At 69.1% G+C, this 22,635-nt stretch carries 27 protein-coding genes; 12 read left to right on the plus strand and 15 right to left on the minus strand.

Annotated features, from left to right (window positions below; translation table 11 throughout):
• Positions 1-73 precede the first annotated feature (73 nt).
• The 3 genes from AOZ53_RS01035 to bamC all read left to right on the plus strand — a co-directional run bounded on the left by AOZ53_RS01035 (position 74) and on the right by bamC (position 2,856).
• Positions 74-721, plus strand: a complete 648-nt coding sequence (locus AOZ53_RS01035) for a site-2 protease family protein (RefSeq protein ID WP_006390425.1) — start codon at positions 74-76, stop codon at positions 719-721.
• Between the two features lie 87 nt (positions 722-808).
• Positions 809-1,714 carry a 4-hydroxy-tetrahydrodipicolinate synthase gene (gene dapA, locus AOZ53_RS01040; protein WP_054431554.1) on the plus strand — a complete coding sequence of 302 codons (906 nt, stop codon included), beginning with the start codon at positions 809-811 and terminating at the stop codon, positions 1,712-1,714.
• A 17-nt stretch (positions 1,715-1,731) separates the two neighbouring features.
• On the plus strand, positions 1,732-2,856 hold the full coding sequence (gene bamC / locus AOZ53_RS01045; RefSeq protein ID WP_054431553.1) for an outer membrane protein assembly factor BamC: 1,125 nt from the start codon (positions 1,732-1,734) through the stop codon (positions 2,854-2,856).
• A gap of 163 nt (positions 2,857-3,019) precedes the next feature.
• Here bamC and AOZ53_RS33205 read toward each other — a convergent pair whose 3' ends face one another.
• From AOZ53_RS33205 to AOZ53_RS34025, 4 genes are all read right to left on the minus strand, one after another.
• Positions 3,020-3,247 carry a hypothetical protein gene (locus AOZ53_RS33205; RefSeq protein ID WP_006386500.1) on the minus strand — a complete coding sequence of 76 codons (228 nt, stop codon included), beginning with the start codon at positions 3,245-3,247 and terminating at the stop codon, positions 3,020-3,022.
• A gap of 217 nt (positions 3,248-3,464) precedes the next feature.
• The gene (locus tag AOZ53_RS01055) at positions 3,465-4,658 is read right to left on the minus strand and encodes a ribosomal protein uL16 3-hydroxylase (protein WP_054486622.1); all 1,194 of its coding nucleotides are present in this window, start codon (positions 4,656-4,658) and stop codon (positions 3,465-3,467) included.
• On the minus strand, positions 4,655-7,309 hold the full coding sequence (mutS, locus tag AOZ53_RS01060; RefSeq protein ID WP_054431550.1) for a DNA mismatch repair protein MutS: 2,655 nt from the start codon (positions 7,307-7,309) through the stop codon (positions 4,655-4,657). Before mutS ends, AOZ53_RS01055 begins: the two co-directional genes overlap by 4 nt.
• Positions 7,310-7,450: 141 nt before the next feature.
• Positions 7,451-7,681 carry a CrpP-related protein gene (locus AOZ53_RS34025; protein WP_156333165.1) on the minus strand — a complete coding sequence of 77 codons (231 nt, stop codon included), beginning with the start codon at positions 7,679-7,681 and terminating at the stop codon, positions 7,451-7,453.
• 228 nt (positions 7,682-7,909) lie between these two features.
• Between AOZ53_RS34025 and AOZ53_RS01065 the strand changes: the two genes are divergently transcribed.
• Both AOZ53_RS01065 and AOZ53_RS01070 read left to right on the plus strand, forming a co-directional pair.
• Positions 7,910-8,116: a hypothetical protein gene (locus tag AOZ53_RS01065; RefSeq protein WP_054474257.1), complete on the plus strand. Its 207-nt coding sequence runs from the start codon at positions 7,910-7,912 to the stop codon at positions 8,114-8,116.
• Between the two features lie 65 nt (positions 8,117-8,181).
• Positions 8,182-8,793, plus strand: coding sequence for a hypothetical protein (locus AOZ53_RS01070; protein WP_054431548.1), 612 nt, complete (start codon positions 8,182-8,184; stop codon positions 8,791-8,793).
• A 452-nt stretch (positions 8,794-9,245) separates the two neighbouring features.
• Here the strand turns inward: AOZ53_RS01070 and AOZ53_RS01075 are convergent, their stop codons facing one another.
• Positions 9,246-9,509, minus strand: a complete 264-nt coding sequence (locus AOZ53_RS01075; protein WP_006390414.1) for a hypothetical protein — start codon at positions 9,507-9,509, stop codon at positions 9,246-9,248.
• A 108-nt stretch (positions 9,510-9,617) separates the two neighbouring features.
• Entirely contained in the window at positions 9,618-10,517 is a 900-nt protein-coding gene (locus AOZ53_RS01080; protein ID WP_054486623.1) for a LysR family transcriptional regulator, read from the minus strand.
• A gap of 86 nt (positions 10,518-10,603) precedes the next feature.
• Here AOZ53_RS01080 and AOZ53_RS01085 point away from each other — a divergent pair, with 86 nt between their 5' ends.
• The 4 genes from AOZ53_RS01085 to AOZ53_RS01100 all read left to right on the plus strand — a co-directional run bounded on the left by AOZ53_RS01085 (position 10,604) and on the right by AOZ53_RS01100 (position 13,572).
• The gene (locus AOZ53_RS01085) at positions 10,604-11,620 is read left to right on the plus strand and encodes an NAD-dependent epimerase/dehydratase family protein (RefSeq protein WP_082385466.1); all 1,017 of its coding nucleotides are present in this window, start codon (positions 10,604-10,606) and stop codon (positions 11,618-11,620) included.
• Between the two features lie 91 nt (positions 11,621-11,711).
• Entirely contained in the window at positions 11,712-12,617 is a 906-nt protein-coding gene (locus tag AOZ53_RS01090) for an aldose epimerase family protein (RefSeq protein WP_054486746.1), read from the plus strand.
• Positions 12,618-12,727: 110 nt separating this feature from the next.
• Positions 12,728-13,084: a hypothetical protein gene (locus tag AOZ53_RS01095; protein WP_054431546.1), complete on the plus strand. Its 357-nt coding sequence runs from the start codon at positions 12,728-12,730 to the stop codon at positions 13,082-13,084.
• A 134-nt stretch (positions 13,085-13,218) separates the two neighbouring features.
• Complete coding sequence (locus AOZ53_RS01100; protein WP_054431545.1) at positions 13,219-13,572, plus strand: antibiotic biosynthesis monooxygenase; 354 nt, start codon at positions 13,219-13,221, stop codon at positions 13,570-13,572.
• Here the strand turns inward: AOZ53_RS01100 and AOZ53_RS01105 are convergent.
• The 5 genes from AOZ53_RS01105 to AOZ53_RS01125 form a co-directional block, all read right to left on the minus strand.
• Positions 13,530-14,789, minus strand: coding sequence for a DUF418 domain-containing protein (locus AOZ53_RS01105; protein ID WP_054486624.1), 1,260 nt, complete (start codon positions 14,787-14,789; stop codon positions 13,530-13,532). The genes AOZ53_RS01100 and AOZ53_RS01105 overlap by 43 nt on opposite strands.
• A 2-nt stretch (positions 14,790-14,791) precedes the next feature.
• Positions 14,792-15,184 (minus strand): DUF4156 domain-containing protein, encoded by a 393-nt coding sequence (locus AOZ53_RS01110; protein ID WP_156333167.1) that lies wholly within the window; start codon positions 15,182-15,184, stop codon positions 14,792-14,794.
• A 153-nt stretch (positions 15,185-15,337) separates the two neighbouring features.
• Positions 15,338-15,643: a hypothetical protein gene (locus tag AOZ53_RS01115; protein WP_231689775.1), complete on the minus strand. Its 306-nt coding sequence runs from the start codon at positions 15,641-15,643 to the stop codon at positions 15,338-15,340.
• Between the two features lie 117 nt (positions 15,644-15,760).
• Positions 15,761-16,774, minus strand: coding sequence for a zinc-binding alcohol dehydrogenase family protein (locus AOZ53_RS01120; RefSeq protein WP_054486625.1), 1,014 nt, complete (start codon positions 16,772-16,774; stop codon positions 15,761-15,763).
• A 27-nt stretch (positions 16,775-16,801) separates the two neighbouring features.
• Positions 16,802-17,596 carry an SDR family NAD(P)-dependent oxidoreductase gene (locus AOZ53_RS01125; RefSeq protein WP_054486626.1) on the minus strand — a complete coding sequence of 265 codons (795 nt, stop codon included), beginning with the start codon at positions 17,594-17,596 and terminating at the stop codon, positions 16,802-16,804.
• Positions 17,597-17,708: 112 nt separating this feature from the next.
• Between AOZ53_RS01125 and AOZ53_RS01130 the strand changes: the two genes are divergently transcribed.
• Positions 17,709-18,617, plus strand: a complete 909-nt coding sequence (locus tag AOZ53_RS01130; RefSeq protein ID WP_054486627.1) for a LysR family transcriptional regulator — start codon at positions 17,709-17,711, stop codon at positions 18,615-18,617.
• Positions 18,618-18,686: 69 nt separating this feature from the next.
• Here the strand turns inward: AOZ53_RS01130 and AOZ53_RS01135 are convergent, their stop codons facing one another.
• Positions 18,687-19,193: a DUF6496 domain-containing protein gene (locus AOZ53_RS01135; protein ID WP_054486628.1), complete on the minus strand. Its 507-nt coding sequence runs from the start codon at positions 19,191-19,193 to the stop codon at positions 18,687-18,689.
• Positions 19,194-19,383: 190 nt separating this feature from the next.
• Here AOZ53_RS01135 and AOZ53_RS01140 point away from each other — a divergent pair, with 190 nt between their 5' ends.
• Positions 19,384-19,602 carry a dodecin gene (locus AOZ53_RS01140; RefSeq protein ID WP_054431538.1) on the plus strand — a complete coding sequence of 73 codons (219 nt, stop codon included), beginning with the start codon at positions 19,384-19,386 and terminating at the stop codon, positions 19,600-19,602.
• Between the two features lie 884 nt (positions 19,603-20,486).
• Here the strand turns inward: AOZ53_RS01140 and AOZ53_RS01145 are convergent.
• Both AOZ53_RS01145 and hpxZ read right to left on the minus strand, forming a co-directional pair.
• The gene (locus tag AOZ53_RS01145; RefSeq protein ID WP_054431537.1) at positions 20,487-21,041 is read right to left on the minus strand and encodes an NADPH-dependent FMN reductase; all 555 of its coding nucleotides are present in this window, start codon (positions 21,039-21,041) and stop codon (positions 20,487-20,489) included.
• 87 nt (positions 21,042-21,128) lie between these two features.
• On the minus strand, positions 21,129-21,506 hold the full coding sequence (gene hpxZ / locus AOZ53_RS01150) for an oxalurate catabolism protein HpxZ (RefSeq protein WP_054431536.1): 378 nt from the start codon (positions 21,504-21,506) through the stop codon (positions 21,129-21,131).
• Between the two features lie 208 nt (positions 21,507-21,714).
• Here hpxZ and AOZ53_RS01155 point away from each other — a divergent pair, with 208 nt between their 5' ends.
• Entirely contained in the window at positions 21,715-22,260 is a 546-nt protein-coding gene (locus AOZ53_RS01155) for an antibiotic biosynthesis monooxygenase (RefSeq protein WP_054431535.1), read from the plus strand.
• 32 nt (positions 22,261-22,292) lie between these two features.
• Here AOZ53_RS01155 and AOZ53_RS33210 read toward each other — a convergent pair.
• The coding region (locus AOZ53_RS33210; RefSeq protein WP_156333202.1) for an FCD domain-containing protein at positions 22,293-22,635 on the minus strand (343 nt) is incomplete at its 5' end.

Here is a 22,635-nt window from a genome sequence, read left to right on the forward strand (position 1 = left end):
GATGGCCGCAATGGCGCCGCTCCTCATTTAGCCGCACTGTTCGTCACGCGGCTCCTCTACAATCCGCTTCGCCATGAATGACATCATCCAGACGATCGCGGTCTACGCGATACCGGTTATCTTCGCCATCACCCTGCACGAGGCCGCGCACGGCTATGTCGCGCGCATGTTCGGCGATCCGACGGCGTACCAGGCGGGCCGCATCAGCCTGAACCCGGCGCGCCACATCGACCCGGTCGGCACCCTGCTGGTGCCGGCGGTGATCCTGCTGATGTCCAAGCTGCTGGGCAGCCCCGGCATGCTGTTCGGCTGGGCCAAGCCGGTGCCGGTCGATTTCGGCCGGCTGCGCCGCCCCAAGAAGGACATGCTGTGGGTGGCGCTGGCCGGTCCCGCCGCCAACCTGCTGATGGCGATCCTGTGGGTGTTTTCCCTGCGCCTGTTTCTCGAAACCGGCATGCAGGAGAGTTTCTGGTTCGAAATGGCGATGGCCGGCGTGCAGGTCAACCTGGTGCTGATGGCGCTGAACCTGCTGCCGATTCCGCCGCTGGACGGGGGACGCATCCTCTTCAGCCTGCTGCCCAACCGCCTGGCCTGGCAATACTCGAAAATCGAGCCGTATGGCCTGGTGATCGTGGTGGTGCTGCTGGTGACCGACGTACTCTGGATATTGATGCGTCCGGTATTGGCGTTGGGAACGGCAATCGTTCAGTGGTTTCTGTAGGATTTTGGCCAATATCCGTTAAACTCAGCGGTTTCACTGATTCTGGCCCTGAGGCATCCCGCCACCGGGCTTTGGAGCCCCTCATTTATGGCATCCCCTGCAACCGCCGCAGGCGTTAATTTCCAGGGCAGCATGGTGGCCCTCGTCACCCCGATGCAGCCCGATGGCAGCCTTGACTACGCTGCCTACCGGTCGTTGATCGACTGGCATATCCAGGAAGGAACCGATGCACTGGTGGTGGTGGGCACCACCGGGGAATCGCCGACGGTCTCCATGGAAGAGCATGCGGAGCTGATCCGCGTGGCGGTCGAGCATGCCGCCGGCCGCATTCCGGTCATCGCCGGCGTGGGCGCCAACTCCACCGACGAAGCCATCCACCTCACGCGCCACGCCAAGGCGGTGGGCGCGCAGGCTGGCCTGTCGGTGGTGCCGTACTACAACAAGCCGTCGCAGGAAGGCCTGTATCGCCACTTCCGCACCATCGCGGAAGCCGTCGAGCTGCCGACCATCCTGTACAACGTGCCGGGCCGCACCGTGGCCGACATGAGCAACGAAACGGTGCTGCGCCTGGCGCAGGTGCCGGGCATCATCGGTATCAAGGACGCCACCGGCGACATCGCGCGCGGCGGCCTGCTGCTGCGCGAAGCGCCGGCCAGCTTCCAGGTCTTCAGCGGCGATGATCCCACCGCGGCCGCCCTGATCCTGCTGGGCGCGCGCGGCAACATCTCCGTGACCGCCAACGTCGCGCCCAAGCTGATGCGCGACTTGTGTGCCGCCGCCCTGGCGGGCAACGTGCCGAAGGTGCGTGAACTTAATGCGCACCTGGCCCGTCTGAACAAGGCTTTGTTCGTTGAAGCCAATCCTATTCCCGTCAAGTGGGCGCTGGCCGAAATGGGCCGCACCGCACTGGGCTACCGGTTGCCGCTGGTGGAACTGGGCGCGCAGCACCACGAAACGGTGCGTCGCGTGCTCCAGGAAACGGGCCTGCTCTAAATATCGTGAGGATACGTATGAACAAGCGTCATGCCGGTTTGTCGGCATTGATGTCTCTGGTGTTGTTGGCCGGCTGCAGCGAGGTCAACCAATTCCTGGGCAATGAAGAATCCGTCAATTACAAGAGCGCCGTCACGCAACGTGGCGAGCCGTTGAGCATTCCGCCCGACCTGACCCAGGCCGCCAGCGATCCGCGCTACCGCGCGCCGGCGTCGGGCTCGACCACCTATTCGCAATTCCAGCAGCAGGGCCAGGCCCAGGCCACCGCGCCCAAGGCCAGCAACGTGCTGCCCGGCCGCCAGGACATGCGCGTCGAACGCGACGGCGACCTGCGCTGGCTGGTGGTCGACCGCGCGCCCGAGGACGTGTTCCCGCGCCTGGTCGACTTCTGGACCGAAAACGGCTTCACGGTCGCCAGCAACAACCCCGGCGCCGGCCTGATCGAAACCGACTGGGCGGAAAACCGCGCCAAGATCCCGGAAAGCTGGCTGCGCCAGGCCCTGGGCGCGGTGCTGGAATCGGCCTGGGACAGCGGTGAGCGCGAGAAATTCCGCACCCGCGTCGAACGCGTCAACGGCCACACCGAAATCTACGTCAGCCACCGCCAGATGCTCGAAAAGCGCGTCGGCGGCGACGGCTCGCAAGTGCAGTGGCAGAACGGCAAGGAAGATCCGGGCCTGAACGCCGCCATGCTGGCGCGCATGATGGTCTATCTGGGCACCGACGTCGACAACGCCCGCAAGCTGGTGCAGCAGGCGGAAGCCGCGCCGCAGAAGCCCGCGGTGCAGCAGGATGTCCGCGCGCAGGGCGCCGCCCTGATCGTCAGCGAATCGTTCGACCGCGCCTGGCGCCGTGTCGGCGTGGCGCTGGACGGCGGCGGCTTCTCGGTGGACGATCGCGATCGTTCGGCCGGCGACTACTTCGTGCGCTACGTCGACACCGACACCGGCGAGAAGATCGACCAGCCGGGCTTCTTCAGCCGCATGTTCTCGGGCGACAAGAAGGCCGAGGCGCCGCAGTACCGCATCCACCTGACCGCCAGCGGCGAGCAGACCACGGTGACGGTGCTCGACGCCAAGGGCGAGCGCGACAACAGCGCCACCGCCCAGCGCCTGCTGAGCGTGCTGAAGGACAAGATGTAAGGTGTCCGCCGCGAGGCGCCGCCCGGCGCTTCGCGACAGTACGAAAAGGCCCCACGGGGCCTTTTTCTTTTTGCGCCGGCACGCGCGCAAACAAAAAGCCCTGGCGCGAGGCCAGGGCTTTTTTCGTGATCAGCGGCGGGGGGATTCGCTGATGACGATGCGATCAGGACGCGGGCGTGGTCGAACCGCCGGGGGTGGTGGAACCGCCGCCGGGCGTGGTGCCAGGGGTGGGCGCGGGCGCCGGCGAGGTGGCCGGCGGCGTGCTCGAAGGCGCGGGCGTGCTGGCGCCCGGCGTGGGGTTGTTCGCGGGCGCCGGGGCATCTTCCTTCTTGTTGCAGGCGCTGAGCGAGACGGCCAGCACCGACGCAATAATCAAGGTTTTGCTCATCATTTTTGGACTCCTGTAGATGACGACTCTTGAAACCCCTTCAGGGGAAACCAGAACCCAGGCTACAGGAACCCGTCAGCGATGCGAGTGTGGAAATTAAAAAGGTCGCATCCCAACGGCAACAAACCTTTCCGCGCGGTGTGATGTCTTGCTTTATGTGACCCTGCGCATAGACCTCATTGCGTTCTGTGCAAGTTGGATACGTGCAGGTGTCGGGATACTACGAGGCGACGTAATGGATCCAGCCGGAGTCGAGCCAGTCGGCCAGGCATGAGCGCGCCTCGTCGGACAGGCGCGCGCAGGCGGGATCGGCGCAGTCCAGGCTGCGCGCGTCGGCCAGCTTGCACAGGGCGGGCGAGGCCGGCGTCATGGCGGTCTCGCCGTTGATGAAGAGCTGCTTGCCGCGATAGAGCATGCGGCTGCGGCGGTCCAGCACCAGCTTGCCGTGGGCGGGCCAGTCCTCTTCCAGGTCCACGTCCAGGCCTTCAGGGCCGTCGAACACGCTGAGGTTGCTGGGCTCGGTCAGCCAGCAGCCCAGGAAGCGCGAGGCCAGCGCGTCGTCGAAACGCAGCTTGCTGACCGTCTCCAGCGTGGCCTCGACCAGCGCGTCCGGCACCTGCGCCGGCGTGGCCACGGCGGCCTGCGCGGGGTCGCGGTAGACGGCCGACAGCTTGGGGCCGGGCAGCGCCGGTTCGCCATATGGGCCGCCCAGCAGGCCGACGCGCGCCATCACCTGGTCGGCGGCGGCTTCGAGCAGGCCGCGCGCCAGCGTGGCCTGCGTGGGGGCGCGGAAACCGATGGAGATGGTCATGCAGCCGTCGCCCGCGGCGATGCCGTCGTGCGCGGCCTGTGGCGGCAGGTAGAGCATGTCGCCCGGCGCCAGCACGGCCTGTTCCTCGGGCTGGAAGTGGCTGAGGATCTTGAGCGGCAGGCCGGGCTCGAGCGACAGGTCCTTCTGGCGGCCGTAGCGCCATTCGCGCTCGCCGGCGGCCTGCAGCAGGAACACGTCGTAGCTGTCGAAGTGCGGGCCGACGCCGCCGCCGTGGCTGGCGATGCTGATCATCACGTCGTCCAGGCGCGCGTCGGGGATGAAGCGGAACTGCTGCATCAGCTCGGCCGCGGCGTCGCTGTGCAGGTCGACGCTTTGCACCAGCAGGGTCCAGTCGCCTTCGTTGTCCTTGGGCAGGCGGGCGAAGGGGCCGTTCTCCATCTGCCATTCGCCGTTCTCGCGCCAGATCAGGCGCGATTCGACGTCGTCGCGGCGCGCCAGCTTCTTGATCGCGGCGATGGTCACCGGCGGCTTGAAGTTCGGGATGGCCTGGCGGATCAGCAGCGGCTTCTTCTGCCAGTAGCGGCGCATGAAGTCGTTGGGGCTCTGGTCGCCCAACAGCGGCAGGGGATGGTCGAGGTTCATTGCAGGTGCTTTTTCAGGCGGTAGAGGGCGTCCAGCGCTTCGCGCGGGGTCAGGCTGTCGGGGTCGATGCCGGCGAGTTCCTCGCGCAGCGTGTCCAGCGCCTCGATGGCGTCGGCGCGATCGGCTGCGGCGTAGGCCTGCGCGTCGGCGTCGGCCGCGGCCGAGAACAGGCCCAGCTGCGGCGTGGGCGCGCCTTGCGCTTCGAGCCGTTCGAGTTCGCGGGTGGCCTGGCGGATGACGGCGGCGGGCACGCCGGCGCGCTGCGCCACCTGGATCCCGTAGCTGCGGCTGGCCGGGCCTTCGCGCACTTCGTGCAGGAACACGATGCCGCCGGCGGATTCAGCCGCGGCCAGGTGCACGTTGGCCGAGGCGGGCTGCTCGGCCGGCAGGCGCGTCAGTTCGAAGTAGTGGGTGGCGAACAGCGTCAGGGCGCGGTTGTGCGCCAGCAGGCGGCAGGCGATGGCCCAGGCCAGCGCCAGGCCGTCGTAGGTGGAGGTGCCGCGGCCGATCTCGTCCATCAGCACCAGGCTGTTGGGCGTGCTGGCCGCGAGAATGGCGGCGGCCTCGGTCATCTCCATCATGAAGGTCGAGCGTCCGCCCGCCAGGTCGTCGGCGGCGCCGATGCGGGTGAAGATGCGGTCGATGCGGCCGATGCGGGCGCGCGCCGCCGGCACGAAGCTGCCGATGCGCGCCAGCAGCACGATCAAGGCCACCTGCCGCATGTAGGTCGATTTACCGCCCATGTTGGGGCCGGTGATGAGCAGCATGCGGCGCGCCGGATCGAGGCGGCAGCCGTTGGGCGTGAAGCGTTCGATGGCCTGCTCGACCACCGGGTGGCGGCCGGCGTCGATATCGATGTCGGCCTGCTCGGACAGTTCGGGGGCGATCCAGTCGTGGCGCCGCGCGTGTTCGGCCAACGCCGCCAGCGTGTCGAGTTCGGCCAGCGCGCCGGCGCAGTCGGACAGCGGGCGCACGTGTTCGGCCAGCACGTCCAGCAACTGCTCGAACAGCCACTTCTCGCGCGCCAGCGAGCGGTCCTGCGCCGACAGCACCTTGTCTTCCCAGGTCTTGAGTTCCGGGGTGATGTAGCGTTCGGCGTTCTTGAGCGTCTGGCGGCGGCGGTAGTCTTCGGGCACCTTGGCGGTCTGGCCCTTGGTGACCTCGATGTAGAAACCGTGCACGCGGTTGAATTCGACGCGCAGGTTGCTGATACCGGTGCGCTCGCGTTCGCGCGCTTCCAGCTGCACCAGGAAGTCGCCGCCGTCGGCGGCCAGGCCGCGCAGTTCGTCGAGTTCGGCGTCAAAGCCGGCGGCCAGCACGCCGCCGTCGCGGATCGCCACGGCCGGCTCGGCGGCGATGGCGCGCACCAGCAGGGCCGCCAGCGCCGGGTCCACCGACAGGTGCGAGATCAGGTCGTTCAGGCGCGGCGAGGCGGCCATCGGCGCGACCAGGTCGCGCAGCGCGGGCAGGGCGGCCAGCGCGTCGCGCAGGCTGGCCAGTTCGCGCGGACGCACCGAGCGCAGCGCCAGCCGCGCGGCGATGCGTTCGATGTCGGGGAAGGCGTTGAGCGCGCCGCGCAGCGTTTCCAGCAGGCCCGCGGAGCCGAAGGTCTGTTCGACGTCCATGCGGCCGGCCAGCAGCGTCGAGATGGCCTGCTGGCGGGCGTGGGCCTGTTCGTTCTCGCGCAGCGGATGGTGCAGCCAGCGGCGCAGCAGGCGGCTGCCCATCGGCGTGCGGCAGCCGTCCAGCAGCGAGAACAGCGTGGGCGAATCCTCGCCCGACAGCGTCTGCGTCAGTTCGAGGTTGCGGCGCGTGACGGGATCGAGCAGCACGAACTGGCCGGGACGCTCGGCCGACAGGCTCTGCACGTGCGCCAGCGCCTGCGACTGGGTGCGGGCGGCGTAGCGCAGCAGCGCGCCGGCGGCGCAGATGCCGGCCGGCATGTCTTCGATGTCGAAGCCGGCCAGCGTGTCGGTCTTGAAATGCGCCAGCAGGTGCGCGCGGGCGCCGTCGCTTTCGAAGTGCCAGTCCGGCACGCGCGAACGGGCGCCTTCGAACGGGAAGTCGAATTCGGCGCTGTCGGCGCAGACGATCTCGGCCGGCGCGACGCGATGCAGTTCGGATTCGAGCTGCGCCGGCGCGCATTCGGTGACGCGGAAGTCGCCGCTGGCCAGGTTCAGCCAGGCCAGCCCGGCGCGCGGCGCGCGCGCATTGCCGGACACGAACACGGCGGCCAGCGCGCGGTCGGCCTTGGCCGGCAGCAGCGCGTCGTCGGTCAGCGTGCCGGGCGTGACGATGCGCACGATGCGGCGTTCGACCGGGCCCTTGGAGGCCGCGGGATCGCCGATCTGTTCGCAGATGGCGACGGACTCGCCCATCGCCACCAGCCGCGCCAGGTACTGCTCCATCGCGTGCACCGGCAGCCCGGCCATCGGGATCGGCGTGCCGTTGGACGAGCCGCGCTTGGTCAGCGTCAGGTTGAGCAGCCGCGCGCCGCGTTCCGCGTCTTCATAGAACATTTCATAGAAGTCGCCCATGCGGTAGAACAGCAGCAAGGGGCCGGCCTCCGCCTTCAGGCGGAGGTATTGCTGCATCATGGGGGTGTGGCCGGCGTGGGCCTCGGCGGCGGTGGTCTGTGTTGCGGAATTCATGCCCGTGATTGTATCGGGCCGGGGCGGGGGCGGGGCGCCCGGCGGGGAACGACCGGACGGTTTCGGCGGGCCGATGGCGCGGGCGGCAAAGGGGCATCCGTCGCGTCGGCGCCATCGGCGCGACTGGATGCAGGCGGAACGTCAGTGGTTGTGTGTCAGCGCGCCCAGCATTGCCGCGCGATCGCAGCGAGCCAGGCGTTGGGCGGTGGCTTCGCGCCAGCCCATTTCCCAGGCCTGGACGCATCGCGACCATTCTGAGATGGATTCACCGGTGTGTGCCGGCATGGCCCCTGCCCGGAAATAGGGGCAATCAAGCAGACCGAGCCCCTGGCGGGCGGCGTCGGCGCCGAGTTTGCGCAGGTCTTCTCGCATGGCGACTCCGGAAGGTTTTGGTCGAACCAGTATGCGGCGCGTGCGCGGGCGCCGCAATAGTGTGGCCATACCAGGCGCACCCGTGCGCCGCCACCCCCCGCAGGCTGCTTGCCGGCGCGGCCGCGCCGCCGCGGGGCGGACGCCGCGCGGTGCCTGGATCGGGCGCTGTTTTGGGAGCGGCACTTGCGGTAGGGGGAGGCGGCCAGGTGGCCGTCTAAAGGTGATGCCATGACGCAATCGCAATCGCAATCCACGTTGCCGGAGACCAACCGGCCCCCCACGGACCCGCGGTCCGATTCGACCCAGCCGCCGGGACAGCAACCCGGCACGACGCCGCTCGCGCCCGACGCGGACGAAGACGCGCAGCAGGACCTGGAGGACCTCGAGCCCGAGGAGCCTGTCGGCGATCCGGCCGCCAACCAGCGGACGGATTGACGCCGGGACAGCGCGCGCGTCCTGTTCCTGGACGCGCGCCCACGCATTACACCGAGGAGCCACAAATGGCTGCAAACGCGAAGGGAAACATGGAGATGATCCATGACTTGCTGTATCAGGCCCTGGAGACCGAACTAGGCGGCATCAATGTCTACACCGCGGCAATCGCCTGCGCGAGCAACGAGGACCTGGCCAAGGAATGGCGTGGCTATCTCGAGGAAACCAAAACCCACAAGCAGGTCCTGCTTACCGTTTTTGAAGAATTGGGCCTGGACGCCATGGCGTACGTGCCGAGCCGCCACGTGGTCCGGCACCACGGGGAATCGCTGGTCACGGCCATCGCGCTGGCGAAAAGCGGGAGCGATCCCGCGGCCGCGCAGATCGCGGCGGGCGAATGCGTCGTGCTTGCCGAAACCAAAGATCACCAGAATTGGGAGCTGATCGGCCTGGTGGCGGAAAAGCTGACGGGAAAGGTGGCGCAGATCCTGAAGAAGGCCCACGACGCGGTGGAACAGGACGAAGACCACCACCTGTATCACTCGAAAGGGTGGACGCGGGAATTGTGGATCGAAGCACTGGGCTTTCCGGCGGTGCTGCCGCCGCCCGAGGAAGTCAAAAAAGTCGCAACCGCCATTGGCGCTTCGCGCGCGGAAAAGGCGCGGGACGAGATGCTGTAGCGGAACCGTCGCCGCCACACGCGTCTCGCAATGCCTGGAATCCCGACATGAATGTGCCGCTGACCACGCGTTATGACCCGTGGGGCCAGGAGCAGAAGGGCCTGTACGGTCTGTTGCGCCTGCACCTGATCGCGGGAGGGGGGCCCGCGGCAGCCGACATAAGTTCTTCGACAGGGTCTGCTACGAGCGGGAGGCAGGCGGGGGACGGGAGGAATTCCGGTGCCCCGGGGCGGCAAGGGCGCCAGCGGCGCCGGTCTTATGCTTCCTGGCCGTAGCCGAAGGGCCAGCGGCGGCGGGTGGGTTCGGGCTTGGCGGTGTCTTCTTGCATGTTTTTCTCCGTGTCGTGCATTTCCGGGGAAATTCTATTTCCCCAGATGTAACAGCATTGCAAGGGATCGTTAGCACTCGCTCGGCGCGGGAGCCGGGGCGGGACGCCGTTCCCTGAACAGGCCCTAGTCGGCCGCGAACAGCGTGACCTGGCGCTCGAGCGCGTAGGTGGCCCGGTAGCTGGCGGGCGTGGCGCCGCGGTCGATCAGCAGCAGGCCTTCGCGCTCGGCGGCGGCCAGGACCTCGCGCAGCTTCTGGCCGCCTTCGAGGCCGGTGGCTTCGCACAGGCGGTCCAGGGGCAGGTAGTCGCCGTTCTTGACGCCGGACAGGCGCGGAAAGGCGCTGAGCCAGATGCTGCGGCTGGGCGGGGAATTGATCAGACTGGTCATGGGGCGGGGTTCCCTTGCGGCCGGATAACTGTATGGATGAACAGTATATCCGAACGTCGGACCGATTCCCGTCGGGAATGTCGCATCGTTGCGGGTCTGGGGGGAACGCTAGCCTGCCGCGCCGGTATGGGCCAGCAGACAGGCCACCAGCGCGTCGAAGACCGTCTTGCAGCGGGGGCTGGCGCGCAGGTCTTCGTGCATGGTGATCCAGGTGTCCAGCTGGAACGCGGCCTGGTCCGGCAGCACCCGCACCAGCTGCCTGTCACGGCGGGCCAGCGCCACCTGGCAGACGCCGATGCCGGCGCCGGCGCGGATCAGGGCCAGTTGCGCCAGGTCGCTGTCGGCGCGCAGGGCGAAGCGTTCGCGGCCCCAAGGGATCGGAAAGCGCTTGCTGGCGCCGCGCAGGAAAGGCGTCTCGGTGTCGTAGCCGATGAGGGCGTGGCTGGCCAGATCGGCCAGAGCGGTGGGGGTGCCGCAGCGGCGCAGGTAGTCCTTGCGGGCGTACAGGCCGATCTCGACCTGGCCGACCGGGCGCGCGATCAGTTGTTCCTGCCGGGGCGGGGCCATGCGCACGGCGATGTCGGCCTCGCGCAGCAGCAGGTTCTGCACGCGGTTGGTGGGCGCCAGCTCGATGGTCAGGCGCGGGTGTTCCTGGCGCAGGCGCGCGAGCGCCGAGGGCAGCACTTCGATGCCGATGACTTCGCTGGCCGAGACCCGCACGGTGCCGGCGACGCCCGGGCCCTGCGCGGCGGCCGCGCGTTCCAGGGCGGTGGCGTGGCTGTGCATGGCTTCGGCGTAGCCGCGCAGCGACCGGGCCGCGTCGGTGGCCAGCAGGCCGGTCTGCGAGCGGGTGAACAGCACCTGGCCCAGGGCGCGTTCGAGCGCCGCGATGTGGCGGCCCACCGTGGGCTGGGTGATGTCGAGCGCGCGCGCGGCGCCGGACAGCGAGCCCTCGGCGAGCACGGCGAGAAAGCTGCGGTAGAGTTCCCAGCCGATCGGTTTGGTCATGCATAAATGTATAGCTGCGAGGCTGAGTTCGGCAATTTATTTTGTATGGTCGCGGCGCCAGAATGAACGTCATGGATTCACGGGAGATGACCATGACGACGATCGAATCGAGCCGGCCGGGCACCGCGCTGGTGCTGGGCGCCACCGGTGGCGTGGGGGGCGAGGCGGCGCGCCAGCTGCGTGACGCGGGCTGGGGCATCCGCGCCCTGGCGCGCGGGCTGGAAACCGAGACGGCGGCGCGCGACGGCATGACGTGGCTGCGCGGCGATGCCATGAACCGCCAGGACGTGGCGCGGGCGGCGCTGGGGTGCGAGGTGATCGTGCATGCCGTCAATCCGCCGGGCTATCGCCGCTGGGGCGAGCTGGTGCTGCCGATGATCGACAACACCATCGCGGTGGCGGTCGCGCAGGGCGCGACGATCGTGCTGCCGGGCACGATCTACAACTACGGGCCGGACGCCTTTCCGTTGCTGCGCGAGACCTCGCCGCAGCAGCCGCTGACGCGCAAGGGCGCGATCCGGGTCGAGCTCGAACGCCGCCTGCAGGTGGCCAGCGCGCAGGGCGCGCGCGCCGTGGTGTTGCGGGCGGGTGATTTCTTCGGGCCGCGCGCCGGCAACAACTGGTTCTCGCAAGGGCTGGTCAAGCCGGGACGGCCGCTGCGGCGGGTGAGCGTGCCGGGGGCGCCCGGCGTGGGGCATCAATGGAGCTACCTGCCGGACGTGGGCCGGACGCTGGTCGAACTGCTGGGGCGGCGCGAGGCGCTGGCGCCGTTCGCGACGTTCCACATGGCGGGGCATTGGGATGCGGACGGCACGCGGATGGCCGAGGCGATCGTGCGGGTCGCGCGCCGCCATGGGGCCGCGCCGCGGGTGGGCGCGTTTCCGTGGGGACTGCTGCGGCTGGCGGCGCCGTTCTCGGAGACGCTGCGCGAACTGATGCAGATGCGCTACCTGTGGCGCCAGCCGCTGCGCATGGACAACGCGCGTCTGGTCGGGGTGCTGGGCGCCGAGCCGCACACGCCGCTCGACGTGGCGGTGGAGGCGACGCTGCGCGGACTGGGGTGCCTGCCGCAAGCGCTGCCGGCGATGCCCGCCACGGCTTGACGCGGGCTCCGGCGCGCGCGGCTTGCTGGCGCCGGACCGCGCCATGCACAATGGCGCCACGCGGCCGTTTGCAGCGCCGCGGGAGCGCCCGATGCCTGATTTGTCCTTTCCCGCCACGCTGGACGCCAGCGAACGCGTGACCATTGCCCACGGTTCCCACCGCGCCGAGTTCGCGCCGGGCGGGGGCGGACGCCTGACGCGGCTGTCGACTGGCGAGCATGACTGGATCGTGCCGCTGGTCGAGACCGGCTGGCCGCCGGCGCAATGGCCGCGCGCCGGGTCGTACCCGCTGACGCCGTACTCGAACCGGGTGCGCGATGGCGTGTTCGCCTTCGAGGGGGCGCGCCATGCGCTGCAATCGTTGCCGGGACGCCCGCAGGCGATCCATGGCGGCGGCCTGTACCAGGCCTGGCAGGTGCGCCACGCGGCCGACGACGCGGTCGACCTGGTGCTGCAGCAGCCGGCCGGCGTGCTGGGCTGGCCCTGGCCGTATGAATGCGTGCAGCGCTACCGGCTGGATTCGCGCGGGTTGTCGCTCACGCTGCTGATGATCAACCAGGGCGAGACGCCGATGCCGTTCGGCTGCGGCATCCATCCGTATTTCACCGCCACGCGCGTGGCGCTGCACGCGCGGCGCATCTGGCCGACCGACGACGATGGCCTGCCCGGCGCCAGCCAGACCACGCACGTGCGCGAGCTGGGGCAGTCGGCCGAAGGCTGCGATACCTATCTATCGCAGTGGGGCGGACGCGCCACGCTGCACTGGCCGGACGGGCACGAACTGGCCTTGCACGCCGATGCGGCGTTCGCGCACCTGGTGGTCTACACCGCGCCGGGCTCGGATTTCCTGTGCGTGGAGCCGGTGACCAACGTGGCCGATGCCTTCAATCTGGCGGCGGCGGGCGAGACCCGTACCGGGTTGCAGGTGCTGGCGCCGGGCGAGCGTTTCAGCGCGACGCTGCTGCTGGCGCTGCGGCCGCCGCGCGGCGCGCGTTGAGGCGGGCCAAGGCAGGCTTTGAGACAGGCGTTGAGGCAGGCGCGCGCGCCGCTGGCAACGGCCGGACGCTCCGGCGATAATCCGGCAAAACCCAATCCAGGAGTCGTTACGTGAAAAAGCTCAGCACCGAACAATTGCAGGCGGCCGCCGAGACGCTGCGCCGGGTGCAGGCGAGGCTGGCCCGTTCGGGCAGCCTGCCGCTGGAGCCGACCATCTACGCCAGCGCCAAGGGCTTCCGGCGGACCGTGCCCGACTATGTCTGGTCGTGGCTGTCGGGCCTGCTGGCGCCGCACAAGAGCCTGTCGGCCTGGATGGACGCGCACCAGCCGGGCTGGCGCGACGGCAAGACGCCGGCCGCGGCGGTGTATGCCCGCACCGAGAACGGCTGGTTCGCGTGGCTGATCGCGCAACTGGAAGACGAGATCCGCGATCCGCACGCCCGCGCCAAGCGCGACGGGAACGCCTGATCCGGGCCGGGAGGCCTGGCAAGGACGCTGCGCGATTGCGGACGGCCATGTCCGTACTCTCGCGCCCGCCGGCCTCTTTTTCGCGGCGTCGCGCCGGGCCATAGTGTTGCCTGTTTTTCACCGCAGGAGCCGACATGGCCTTTCCCGTTTCCGCCACCTTCAAGCCCGCGCCGGATGGCACGGTATTCATCGTCAATGTGATTCACGCCCACCCGGGCCGGCAGGAGGACGCCTTCCAGGCGATCCAGGACGTGGTGCATTACGTCGCGCGCACCAAGCCGGGTTTCCTGTGGAGCAACCTGGCCAAGAGCACGGACGGCAAGACCGTGGTGAACATCGAGGCGATCTCGGGGGCGGGCAAGGTGGACGAATTCTTTTCCGATCCGGTGTTCCTGGAGAAATTCCGCAAGCTCGATGCGGTATCGACCAGCGAATTCCACACCTATCAGGTCGACGACCTGGTGTTGCCCGGGCTGCCCGCGGCCTGAGCCGGCCGGGGCTGCAAAGCGGGCAGGCGCATGGCCTGCCAACGGCCGGCGGCGGCGCTGCGCCATAGCCATTCGCAGGGCCCGAGCGCGTAGCGCCGCAGCCACCAGGCGCTGGCCAGGGCCTGGACGATGAACAGCAGCACGCCCAGCGCCAGGATGCGAGGCAGGCTGGCGACGGGCCCCAGCCCCAGGCCGACGCCGTAGAACAGGCTGATCGCCAGGAGGCTCTGGCCCAGGTAGTTGGTCAGCGCCATGCGGCCGACCGGCGCGAAGCCTGCCAGGAGGCGGCGCGCCCGAGGCCACTGGAACAGCAGCACGAAACCCGCCATATAGCCCAGCCCCAGCGCCAAAGACGCCGCGCTGCGCACGATGCGCGCCAGGTCGCGCCCCGGCCCGCCGGACCACCAGCCATCGGCGAACAGGATGGCGCCGTCGCACAGCAGCACGAAGGCGCTGGCCGGCACCCCGACGAGCAAGGCGGCGCCCGCCAGCCGGCGCCAGGCGGCCAGATGCGCCGCCGGGTCGAGGAACAGGCCGGCGCGGCCCAGCGCCGCGCCGATCATCAGGCGGCCCAGCACGAAGATGAGCAGGCTCCAGTTGGCGATGCGCATGCGCAGGTCGTAGTCCAGGTTGGCGGCCCAGGCGCGCATCAGGTCTGGCGCGCTGAAGGCCGACAGCGCGGCGGCGGTGGCCTGCGCCGAGGGCACTTGCGGCGGCAGCGCCAGGCGCGCCCACGGCAGCAGCAAGGGCCAGGCGAACAGCGCCAGGGCCGCGCCGACGATCGCCAGCCGCCGGGCGGACCATCCGGCCAGAGGCAGCATCAGCAGGCCCAGCAAGGCGTAATAGCGCAGGATGTCGCCCCACCACAGCAGCCACGCGTGCAGCAGGCCGATGGCCAGCAGCGCCAGCAAGCGCAGCGCGTGACGCCGGCGGCGGCCTGGCGCCAGCGGCGCCGGACCCAGCTGCAGCGCGAAGCCGACGCCGAACAGCAGCGCGAACAGGGTGGCGGCCTTGGCATCGACCAGCGCCGCCATCAGCCATTGCGCGGCGATGTCGGCCGGGCCGGCGCCGGCCGCCGCCGGCAGGAAGTCGTGGAGCGAGAAGGCGCGCAGGTTGGCCAGCAGGACGCCCAGCAGCGCGGCGCCGCGCAGCGCGTCCAGCACCTCGAGCCGGGCCGGCGCGCCGGCGCGCGGCGGCGTTGCCGCGGAGGATGCCATGCCTATTTGACGAGGATGGCGCGGCCTTCGACGAATTGCGCCGTGGTGCTGTTGCTGGAGATCTGGCCCGAGTCCTTGTTGTAGGTGATGTCGGTGCCGGTGGTGCGCGCGCCGTTGCCTGTCAGCAGCACGCCGTTGGCGCCCAGGCTGGCGGCCTGCTTCTTCAGTTCCTCGATGGCGTATTCCATCGATTCCTGGGCGGTGAGGCCGGCCGAGCTCTCGGCCTTGACCAGGCCGACCACCTCATACGGCGCATGCGGCGGATCAGAATAGAACCTGACCGCCGACGCCAGCGATGGCGCATGGCGGTTGCCGGTGGGAATGGCGGTGCCGTCGGCGCAGCCGGCGCACAGGGCCGCCATCGACATGAGCATGGCTGCTCTGGCTACTTTCATGGATCGATCTCCTGGAGGCGTCGCGGGCCGCCGGCCGGCCGGGCACGTGCCATTCTGGCGCCAGCGGCGCGCCAGGCTTCGCGCCATTTGATCGAGCTGTGTGAAGAAACGTAGAGCGGCGCCGACAGGATGTAACGGCGGCTCGGGGAGGGGTCAGGCGCCGGCCCGGGCGCGCGCCAGGGCGGCGCGCACGCGCCGCGCCACCAGCACCAGCAGTTCCTGCACCGCGGCCACCAGCAAGGCGGCCAGGATCGAGCCGAGCACCAGGGCATCCCACAGGCGCGGCGGGCCGACCCGGAACTGGATGGTGTCGAACACCAGCCCGGCGGTGATGCCGGCGACGATGACGGCCTTCCAGCCTTGCAGCGGCACCAGCCGCAGCATCAGCAGGGCGACCGCCACCATGCCCCAGAGCATCGGTTCCAGCGCTTGTTCGAACAGGTGAGAAATCAGAGCCAACTCCCGAAAGCGCGGCGGCGGGCTGGCAGCCCGCGGCGCGCAGTCGAGTTTTTACCTCTTTCTTCGCTGTAATGCGAGACGCCCGTCCCAATTTTTTCGGGGGACGGGGAGGGCGCCTCAGAAGCCTTCCAGCACCACCTTGCCGCGCGCCTTGCCGCTCTCGATGAAGGCGTGGGCGCGGCGCAGGTTTTCGGCGTTGATGCGGCCGTAGTGTTCGCCCAGCGTGGTGCGCAGGGTGCCGTTGTCGATCAGCCGCGCGGCCTGGTTCAGCAGTTCGTGCTGCGCGATCAGGTCGGGGGTGTTGTGCAGCGGCCGGGCGAACATGAATTCCCAGTGCAGCGAGGCCGACTTGCCCTTGAGCAGGCGCACGTCGATGGCCGAGGGGTCGTCGATCAGCGCGATCTTGCCCTGCGGCGCGATGGCCTCGGCCAGTTGCGCGAAGTGCTGGTCGGTCTGGGTCAGGCCGGCGATGAAGCCGACCTGCGGATGGCCGATGCGCTTGAGTTCCTCGGCCAGCGGGCGGGTGTGGTCGATGACGTGATGCGCGCCCAGCTCGGTGACCCAGGCCTGGGTCTCGGGCCGCGAGGCGGTGCCGATGATGGTCAGGCCGGTCAGCTGGCGCGCCAGCTGCACCAGGATCGAGCCGACGCCGCCGGCCGCGCCGACGACCAGCAGCGTGCCCTGGCTGGGGGCGGCGTTGTCGAGCACGCGCAGGCGGTCGAACAGCAGCTCCCAGGCGGTGATGGTGGTCAGCGGCAGCGCGGCGGCCTGGGCGAAGTCCAGGCTCTGCGGCATGCGGCCGACGATGCGTTCGTCGACCACGTGCAGTTCGCTGTTGGCGCCGGGGCGGGTCAGGGCGCCGGCGTACCAGACGCGGTCGCCGGGCGCGAACAGGCTGGTCTTGGCGCCGACCGCGCGCACGATGCCGGCGGCGTCCCAGCCGATGATCTCGGGCTGGCCGTCCTTGGGCTTGCGGTTGGCGCGGATCTTCACATCGACCGGGTTGACGGAAATGGCTTTGACTTCGACCAGCAGGTCGTGGTCGCCGGGCACGGGCTCGGGCGCGGTGATGTCCTGCAGCGATTGCGGGTCGGTGGCGGGCAGGTTCTGGAAGTAGGCGATGGCTTTCATGGGGGATCTCTGGACGGGAAAAGGGGATCAGGCGATGGTGCGGACCACGCCGCCGTCGACGCGCAGGGCGGCGCCGTTGGTGGCCGAGGACTGGCGCGAGCAGGTGTAGACGACCATGTTGGCCACTTCCTCGACCGTCGCCAGGCGGCGCAGCAGCGAGCTGGGGCGGTGCTGGGCGATGAAGTCGCGTTCCATCTGCTCTTGCGGCAGGCCCTGTTCCCTGGCCATTTCGGCGAAGAAGTCGACCACGCCTTCGGAGCGGGTCGGGCCGGGCAGCACGGCGTTGACGGTGACGCCGCTGCCGGCGGTCAGCTCGGCCAGGCCGCGCGAGACGCCCAGCAGCGCGGTCTTGCTGACGCCGTAGTGGATCATCTCGGCGGGAATGTGCAGCGCCGATTCGCTGGAGATGAAGACGATGCGGCCCCAGTCGGCGGCCAGCATGCGCGGCAGGTAATAGCGCGACAGGCGCACGCCGCTCATGACGTTGGTGTCGAGCATGTAGCGCCAGTCGTCGTCGGTGATTTCGGTGAAGGACTTGGGCGCGAAGTAGCCGGCGTTGTTGACCAGGATGTCGACGTCGGGATGGGCGGCGCAGATCGAGGCGGCGCCGTCGGCGGTGGACAGGTCGGCCTGCACGGTGTGGACCTGGGCGCCCGGATGCTGGCGCGCAACGGCGTCGGCGGCCTGCTTGAGCTTGTCGGCGTTGCGGCCGTGCAGCACCACCTGGGCGCCGGCCTCGGCCAGGCCCTGGGCGATGGCCAGGCCGATGCCGCCAGACGAGCCGGTGACCAGGGCTTTCTTGCCGTCGAGTTCGATTTTCATGGGGGACTCCAAAAGCGTTGCGGGGGTGACGCCATCATTACCCAGTGGCGGACGGTGAAAAACCGGCTAGCATCGGACTCAGTTTCAATATTTCTTTGAAAATGGGTTGCCCATGGTTCGGTTTGAAGACCTGCGCATCTTTGTCGCCGCGGCGGACCACGGCAGTTTTTCGGCCGCCGCGCGCGAGCTGGACCTGACGCCGGCGGTGGCCAGCGCCGCGCTCAAGCGGCTGGAGCTGTCGCTCGAAACCCGCCTGTTCGTGCGTTCGACGCGCAGCCTGCGGCTGACCGGCGATGGCGAGCGCTACCTGGAGTATGCGCGCGCCGCGCTGTCGAGCCTGCAGGCCGGGCAGAGCGCGCTGGCGCGCGACAAGACGGCGATCTCCGGCACGCTGTCGGTGGCGATTCCGTCGGACCTGGGGCGCCACGTGCTGCTGCCGTGGCTGGACGACTTCCAGCAGCAGCATCCGCGCGTGAACTTCCAGGTGCGCATCAGCGACCGCCTGGCGGACCTGTACCGGCAGCCCGTCGACATCGCGCTGCGCTACGGCACGCCCGGCGATTCCGGCCTGGTGGCGCTGCCGCTGAGCGAGCACAACCGCCGCGTGGTGTGCGCCTCGCCGGCCTATTTCGCGCGCCACGGCATGCCGCGCACACCGGCCGACCTGCGGCGCCACAACTGCCTGTGCTTCGTGCTGGGCGAATCGCTGCACGACCGCTGGGCCTTCGAGCACGAGGGCGGCGCGCTGACCGTGCCGGTCAAGGGCGACCGGGTGGGCGACGATGGCGACCTGGTGCGGCGCTGGGCGCTGGCCGGCCATGGCGTGGCCTACAAGTCGCGCTTCGACGTGCTGAGCGACCTGCGCGCGGGCCGGCTGGTGCAGGCCTTGCCCGACTACACCGGCGAGCCGTCGCCGCTGTACCTGCTGTGCGTGCACCGCATGCTGCTGTCGCCCGCGGTCAAGCGCCTGCGTGAATTCCTGCAGACACGTCTGCGCGAGTTCGAAGCGGGCGCCGCATGACCGGCGCGCCTTGACGCGCAGGCCATGATGCGCGGGCGATGACGGTCACGCCAGCAGGCGCGGCGCCGCTCAGTGATGCGCCGCGGCGCGCTGGTTCGCGGCGCGGGTGCGCGCCGCTTTCTTGGCCGCGGCCGAGCGTCCCGCCGCGCCCTTGGTGGCGGCGGCCTTCTTCGCGGCGGCGGACCGATCCGCGGCCGTGCGCGTGGCGGCGGTCTTGGACGCATGCCGCGACAGCGCGGATTTGGATGCCGGTTTGGCGCTTTCACGCTTGAGGGCGCGGGTGGTGGCGCGGGCGCGCGTGGCGGATTTGGCATGGCCGTCGTGCGCGGCCTCGCTGTCCTGTTCGGCCTTGCGCCGGGTGGACGCGCTGGCCTTCTTCGGCGTCGCCAGATCGACGCCGGCGCGGCGCGCCTTCGACAGGCCGATGGCGATGGCCTGTTTGGTCGAGCGCACGCCATGCTTGCCCTCGCGCACGTGTTCGATTTCCTCGCGGACGAATTCGCCCGCCTGGGTGGATGCGGATTTGCCTTGCTTCCTGTCGCGCTCGGCGCGTTGCAGCGTTTTTCGTTCAGGCATGACAACCTCCTGGCTTGCGTTGCGGAAAGCGGGTTCCGGGCCGCGGCCGAGGCCGCGTGGACGGAACTCGTAACACCACTCTATGCCCCACGCGGTATCCTGTGTGTTCGAATGGATTGCCGGTCGTAAGCGCCGGAACATCGTGCGCGGCCGACGATTCGCAACGCTTCCCCCTCAACGGAGATGAGCCATGTCGAATCACGTCTACAAGCAGATCGAGCTGGTGGGTTCTTCCACCAAGTCCACCGACGATGCCATCAGCAAGGCGATCGAGCGCGCATCGGAGACGCTGCGGCACCTGGATTGGTTCGAGGTCACCGAGGTGCGCGGCCACATCAAGGACGGCAAGGTGGCGCATTGGCAGGTCGGCCTGAAGATCGGCATGCGCCTGGAAGGCAACGACGTCTGAGGTCTTTGCTCCTTTTTTGAGCGGCCCTTCCAAGTGATTGCCGGATAAGGCTTTTTTCAGCTTGTCATGAGACTGTTCAGAGGTTTGTCCACATTTCGTGGGGACAAACCCGGCGGTCCCGAAGGGTCCGCGTCGGTCCGCCCCGGCGGCTGCGCCGGCGGAGCGGACCTGGGCGTTTATTGCCCGCCGCCCGCAAGGCCTTGGCGGCAAAGGGTTTTTTGCGGCTGCCCGCAGGCTGTCCTCAGCCTTATCCACATTTCCCGGGGACAACCCGGCGCCGCTTTTCTCCGCGTTGGGCCTTTCTTGACCACCCCTCGCAGGTCATTGATGCGAAAGGGAAAAGCGGACCTGCCCTCATTCTGTCCTCATGCTTGTCCACAGAATGCTGGGACAAATGCACAGGCGCGTCGGGGGGATGCGGCGACGACCGGAAAACCGCCGGTTTGCGCCCATGGTCGGTGGATAAGTGCGCCAAAAATCATCCATTGGATGGATTGCGCATTTTTTGACCGCAGGGTGCAAGTGCTTGTTGCCATGGGCTTTTTTGCAACTGCCCCATGGCTGTCCTCAAGCTTCTCCACAGTTGCCGGGGATATGTGGGCCCCCACGCGGCGCGCTGCGCGCTTGCTGCCCCCCGAGGGGGCTGCCCGGCCTTCGGGCGGCCGGGCGGCTGTTTTTGCGGAGGGGGGCGCTGCGCGGGGTGGCGAGCGTTGGGGCAGGGCGGGGCGTGGGAGCTTTCGTTGGCGCAGGGATCGGTTGTTGATGGTGCGGGCTTCGCGCGTAAAAAAAGCCCTCCGGCTTGAGCCGGAGGGCTTGATCGCCCGGAGGTAGACGGGCGATCGGTGCCGGGCGGGGAGGCGCCCCTGACCCGGCAACGGCGGCGATCAGCTATTGAACTTCTTGACCCAGTCGACGTAGCGGTCGATCCAGCCCTGGAGGAACTTGCGCGTGCCTTCGTTGGTTATGTTGTACTGGTCATCGACCAGGCCATCGGTGTACTGCAGGAAGACTTCCGGCGTGGTCAGGGCATTGGCGCCTTCGGCGGCCAGGATGTTGCGCAGGTGCTGCTGCATGAGCGCGGTGCCGGCGGCGCTGGGCGAGGCGCCGAGGATACCGACGGCCTTGCCGGCCCACGAGTTCTGGCCCCACGGACGGGTGCCCCAGTCGATCGCGTTCTTGATGGCGGCGGGCACCGAGCGGTTGTGCTCGGGCGAGACGAACAGGATGCCCTGGGCGTCGAGGATCTGCTGCTTGAGCTTGGCGGCCGGGGCGGGCAGGTTGTTCTCGTTGTCCTGGTTGTACAGCGGCACATCGCCGAGGCTGACGTAATCGAACTTGAAGTCCGCGGGGACCAGCTTTTCCAGCGCACGGGCCAGGCGCAGGTTGATCGACGCGGCGCGCAGGCTGCCGACGAAGACAGCGATCTTGTAGGTGCTCATGGGGCAGGTGCTCCTGGGGACGGGGGAAGGCCCAGTGTAGACCTGTCCTCATGACGGCTCAATGGCGGCGGACCTATAAGGTTATGGTCACGCGCCCATCAGGCTGACGTGCGCCGAGACCACGCGCCAGCCCTGCGGCGTGCGCATCCAGGTCTGGCTCTGGCGGCCGATGCGGTCGCTGCCGTCGCGCTGGAACTCGATGTTGGTGGTGGCGAAGTCTTGGCCATAGGTGGTGATGGCGGTGCGCAGCACGCGCCGCGCCAGGCCCTGCGGCGAACGGCCGGCGCGGAAGGCGCGGATGGCGTCGTAGCCGTAGAGGTTCTCGCCGGCGCCGTAGCGCAGCGTGTGGGGGCTGTTCCAGAACAGTTCGTCCAGCACCTCGACGTGGTTGGCGACCAGGGCGGCCTCATAGCGGGCGAAGGCCACGGTGACTTCGGCGACGACGTCGGGCAGGTTGATATCCATGGCGGGCGGCGGGCTCCGGGTTGAATGCACCACGATGGTGCGTTATTTAGGGTAATCACCAATATGGTGTGTGTTGCGGTGCGCAAATTCGGCGACAGCGGGCGGCCATCACGCTGCGCACGGGCGGATGCTGCGGTGCAAGGCTGGCACGCGGCTTGCTAGGGTTTACACCACATAACACGCTGCACGCCGCCCCAGGAGTTTCACCATGTCCAGTTCCGCCGTTCCCGCCCCGGTCACCATGCTGGTCACCCGGCACATTACGCCCGAACGCTACAGCGATTTCCTGTCCTGGATGCGCCAGGGCGAGATCCTGGCCGCGGGCTTTCCCGGTTTTCTCGGCTCGGGCGTGCTGCAACCGCCCGAGGGCGGCGACCAGTACCAGATCGTGCTGCGCTTCGTTGACGAGGCCAGCCTCAATCGCTGGGAGCAATCGCTGCCGCGCCGCATGTGGCTGGAGCGCGGCGCCGCGCTGGTGCGGGCCAGCCATGCGCGCCGCGTGAGCGGCATGGACAGCTGGTTCGGCCCGCAGGGCGGCACCGGCGCGCCGCCGCGCTGGAAGCAGGCCGTGAGCATCTGGCTGGCGTACTTTCCGGTGCTGCTGGCGTTCACGCTGCTGGTGAGCGAACACCTCAGCGCGCTGCCGGTGTTCTGGCGCGCGCTGATCACCAGCGTGACCATGACGCCGGTGATGGTGTTCGTCTGCATTCCGTTCGTGACGCGGCGGCTGGGCCGCTGGCTGCGGCCGCGCTGACGCGGGCGGGCGCCGGGGCGCGGCCATGCCGGCTACGCCGCCTGTGCGCGCCGGCTGGCGTACAGCCGGTGCAGCGTGATCTTGCGCACGGCGGCCTGGCTGTCGCCGATGTGGGCGCGCAGCAGCGCGGTGGCCTGTTCGGCGTCGCGCCGCAGGATCGCCTGCAGGATGGCGCCGTGTTCCGCGTAGGTGCGGGTGATGCGTTCGGCTTGGGTGAAGTCGAGCCGCCGCACGATGCGGATGCGTTCGGTGGCGGCGCGATGCACGCGGGCGATCTCGGGGTTGCCGGCGGCTGCCACCAGGTCCGTGTGGAAGCGCTCGTCCAGCCCCGCCAGCCACTCGCCGTCGTGCGACTGGCGGGCGCTGTCCACCAGC

This window comes from Achromobacter sp. 2789STDY5608621, from assembly GCF_001299375.1.
GTDB classification, from domain to species: Bacteria; Pseudomonadota; Gammaproteobacteria; order Burkholderiales; family Burkholderiaceae_B; genus Achromobacter; species Achromobacter insuavis.

Excerpts from the sequence above, each read along its gene's own strand:
- AOZ53_RS01145 (WP_054431537.1), bottom strand. The coding sequence starts at position 21,041 with ATGAGCACCTACAAGATCGCTGTCTTCGTCGGCAGCCTGCGCGCCGCG.
- AOZ53_RS01155 (WP_054431535.1), top strand. The coding sequence starts at position 21,715 with ATGTCCAGTTCCGCCGTTCCCGCCCCGGTCACCATGCTGGTCACCCGG.
- AOZ53_RS33205 (WP_006386500.1), bottom strand. The coding sequence starts at position 3,247 with ATGATGAGCAAAACCTTGATTATTGCGTCGGTGCTGGCCGTCTCGCTC.
- AOZ53_RS34025 (WP_156333165.1), bottom strand. The coding sequence starts at position 7,681 with ATGCGAGAAGACCTGCGCAAACTCGGCGCCGACGCCGCCCGCCAGGGG.
- AOZ53_RS01055 (WP_054486622.1), bottom strand. The coding sequence starts at position 4,658 with ATGAACCTCGACCATCCCCTGCCGCTGTTGGGCGACCAGAGCCCCAAC.
- dapA (WP_054431554.1), top strand. The coding sequence starts at position 809 with ATGGCATCCCCTGCAACCGCCGCAGGCGTTAATTTCCAGGGCAGCATG.
- AOZ53_RS01080 (WP_054486623.1), bottom strand. The coding sequence starts at position 10,517 with ATGACCAAACCGATCGGCTGGGAACTCTACCGCAGCTTTCTCGCCGTG.
- AOZ53_RS01070 (WP_054431548.1), top strand. The coding sequence starts at position 8,182 with ATGGCTGCAAACGCGAAGGGAAACATGGAGATGATCCATGACTTGCTG.
- AOZ53_RS01065 (WP_054474257.1), top strand. The coding sequence starts at position 7,910 with ATGACGCAATCGCAATCGCAATCCACGTTGCCGGAGACCAACCGGCCC.
- AOZ53_RS01120 (WP_054486625.1), bottom strand. The coding sequence starts at position 16,774 with ATGAAAGCCATCGCCTACTTCCAGAACCTGCCCGCCACCGACCCGCAA.
- AOZ53_RS01125 (WP_054486626.1), bottom strand. The coding sequence starts at position 17,596 with ATGAAAATCGAACTCGACGGCAAGAAAGCCCTGGTCACCGGCTCGTCT.
- AOZ53_RS01110 (WP_156333167.1), bottom strand. The coding sequence starts at position 15,184 with ATGAAAGTAGCCAGAGCAGCCATGCTCATGTCGATGGCGGCCCTGTGC.
- hpxZ (WP_054431536.1), bottom strand. The coding sequence starts at position 21,506 with ATGGATATCAACCTGCCCGACGTCGTCGCCGAAGTCACCGTGGCCTTC.
- AOZ53_RS01035 (WP_006390425.1), top strand. The coding sequence starts at position 74 with ATGAATGACATCATCCAGACGATCGCGGTCTACGCGATACCGGTTATC.
- AOZ53_RS01090 (WP_054486746.1), top strand. The coding sequence starts at position 11,712 with ATGCCTGATTTGTCCTTTCCCGCCACGCTGGACGCCAGCGAACGCGTG.
- AOZ53_RS01105 (WP_054486624.1), bottom strand. The coding sequence starts at position 14,789 with ATGGCATCCTCCGCGGCAACGCCGCCGCGCGCCGGCGCGCCGGCCCGG.
- AOZ53_RS01085 (WP_082385466.1), top strand. The coding sequence starts at position 10,604 with ATGACCATGACGACGATCGAATCGAGCCGGCCGGGCACCGCGCTGGTG.
- AOZ53_RS01100 (WP_054431545.1), top strand. The coding sequence starts at position 13,219 with ATGGCCTTTCCCGTTTCCGCCACCTTCAAGCCCGCGCCGGATGGCACG.
- mutS (WP_054431550.1), bottom strand. The coding sequence starts at position 7,309 with ATGAATTCCGCAACACAGACCACCGCCGCCGAGGCCCACGCCGGCCAC.
- AOZ53_RS01140 (WP_054431538.1), top strand. The coding sequence starts at position 19,384 with ATGTCGAATCACGTCTACAAGCAGATCGAGCTGGTGGGTTCTTCCACC.
- AOZ53_RS01135 (WP_054486628.1), bottom strand. The coding sequence starts at position 19,193 with ATGCCTGAACGAAAAACGCTGCAACGCGCCGAGCGCGACAGGAAGCAA.
- AOZ53_RS01130 (WP_054486627.1), top strand. The coding sequence starts at position 17,709 with ATGGTTCGGTTTGAAGACCTGCGCATCTTTGTCGCCGCGGCGGACCAC.
- AOZ53_RS01075 (WP_006390414.1), bottom strand. The coding sequence starts at position 9,509 with ATGACCAGTCTGATCAATTCCCCGCCCAGCCGCAGCATCTGGCTCAGC.
- bamC (WP_054431553.1), top strand. The coding sequence starts at position 1,732 with ATGAACAAGCGTCATGCCGGTTTGTCGGCATTGATGTCTCTGGTGTTG.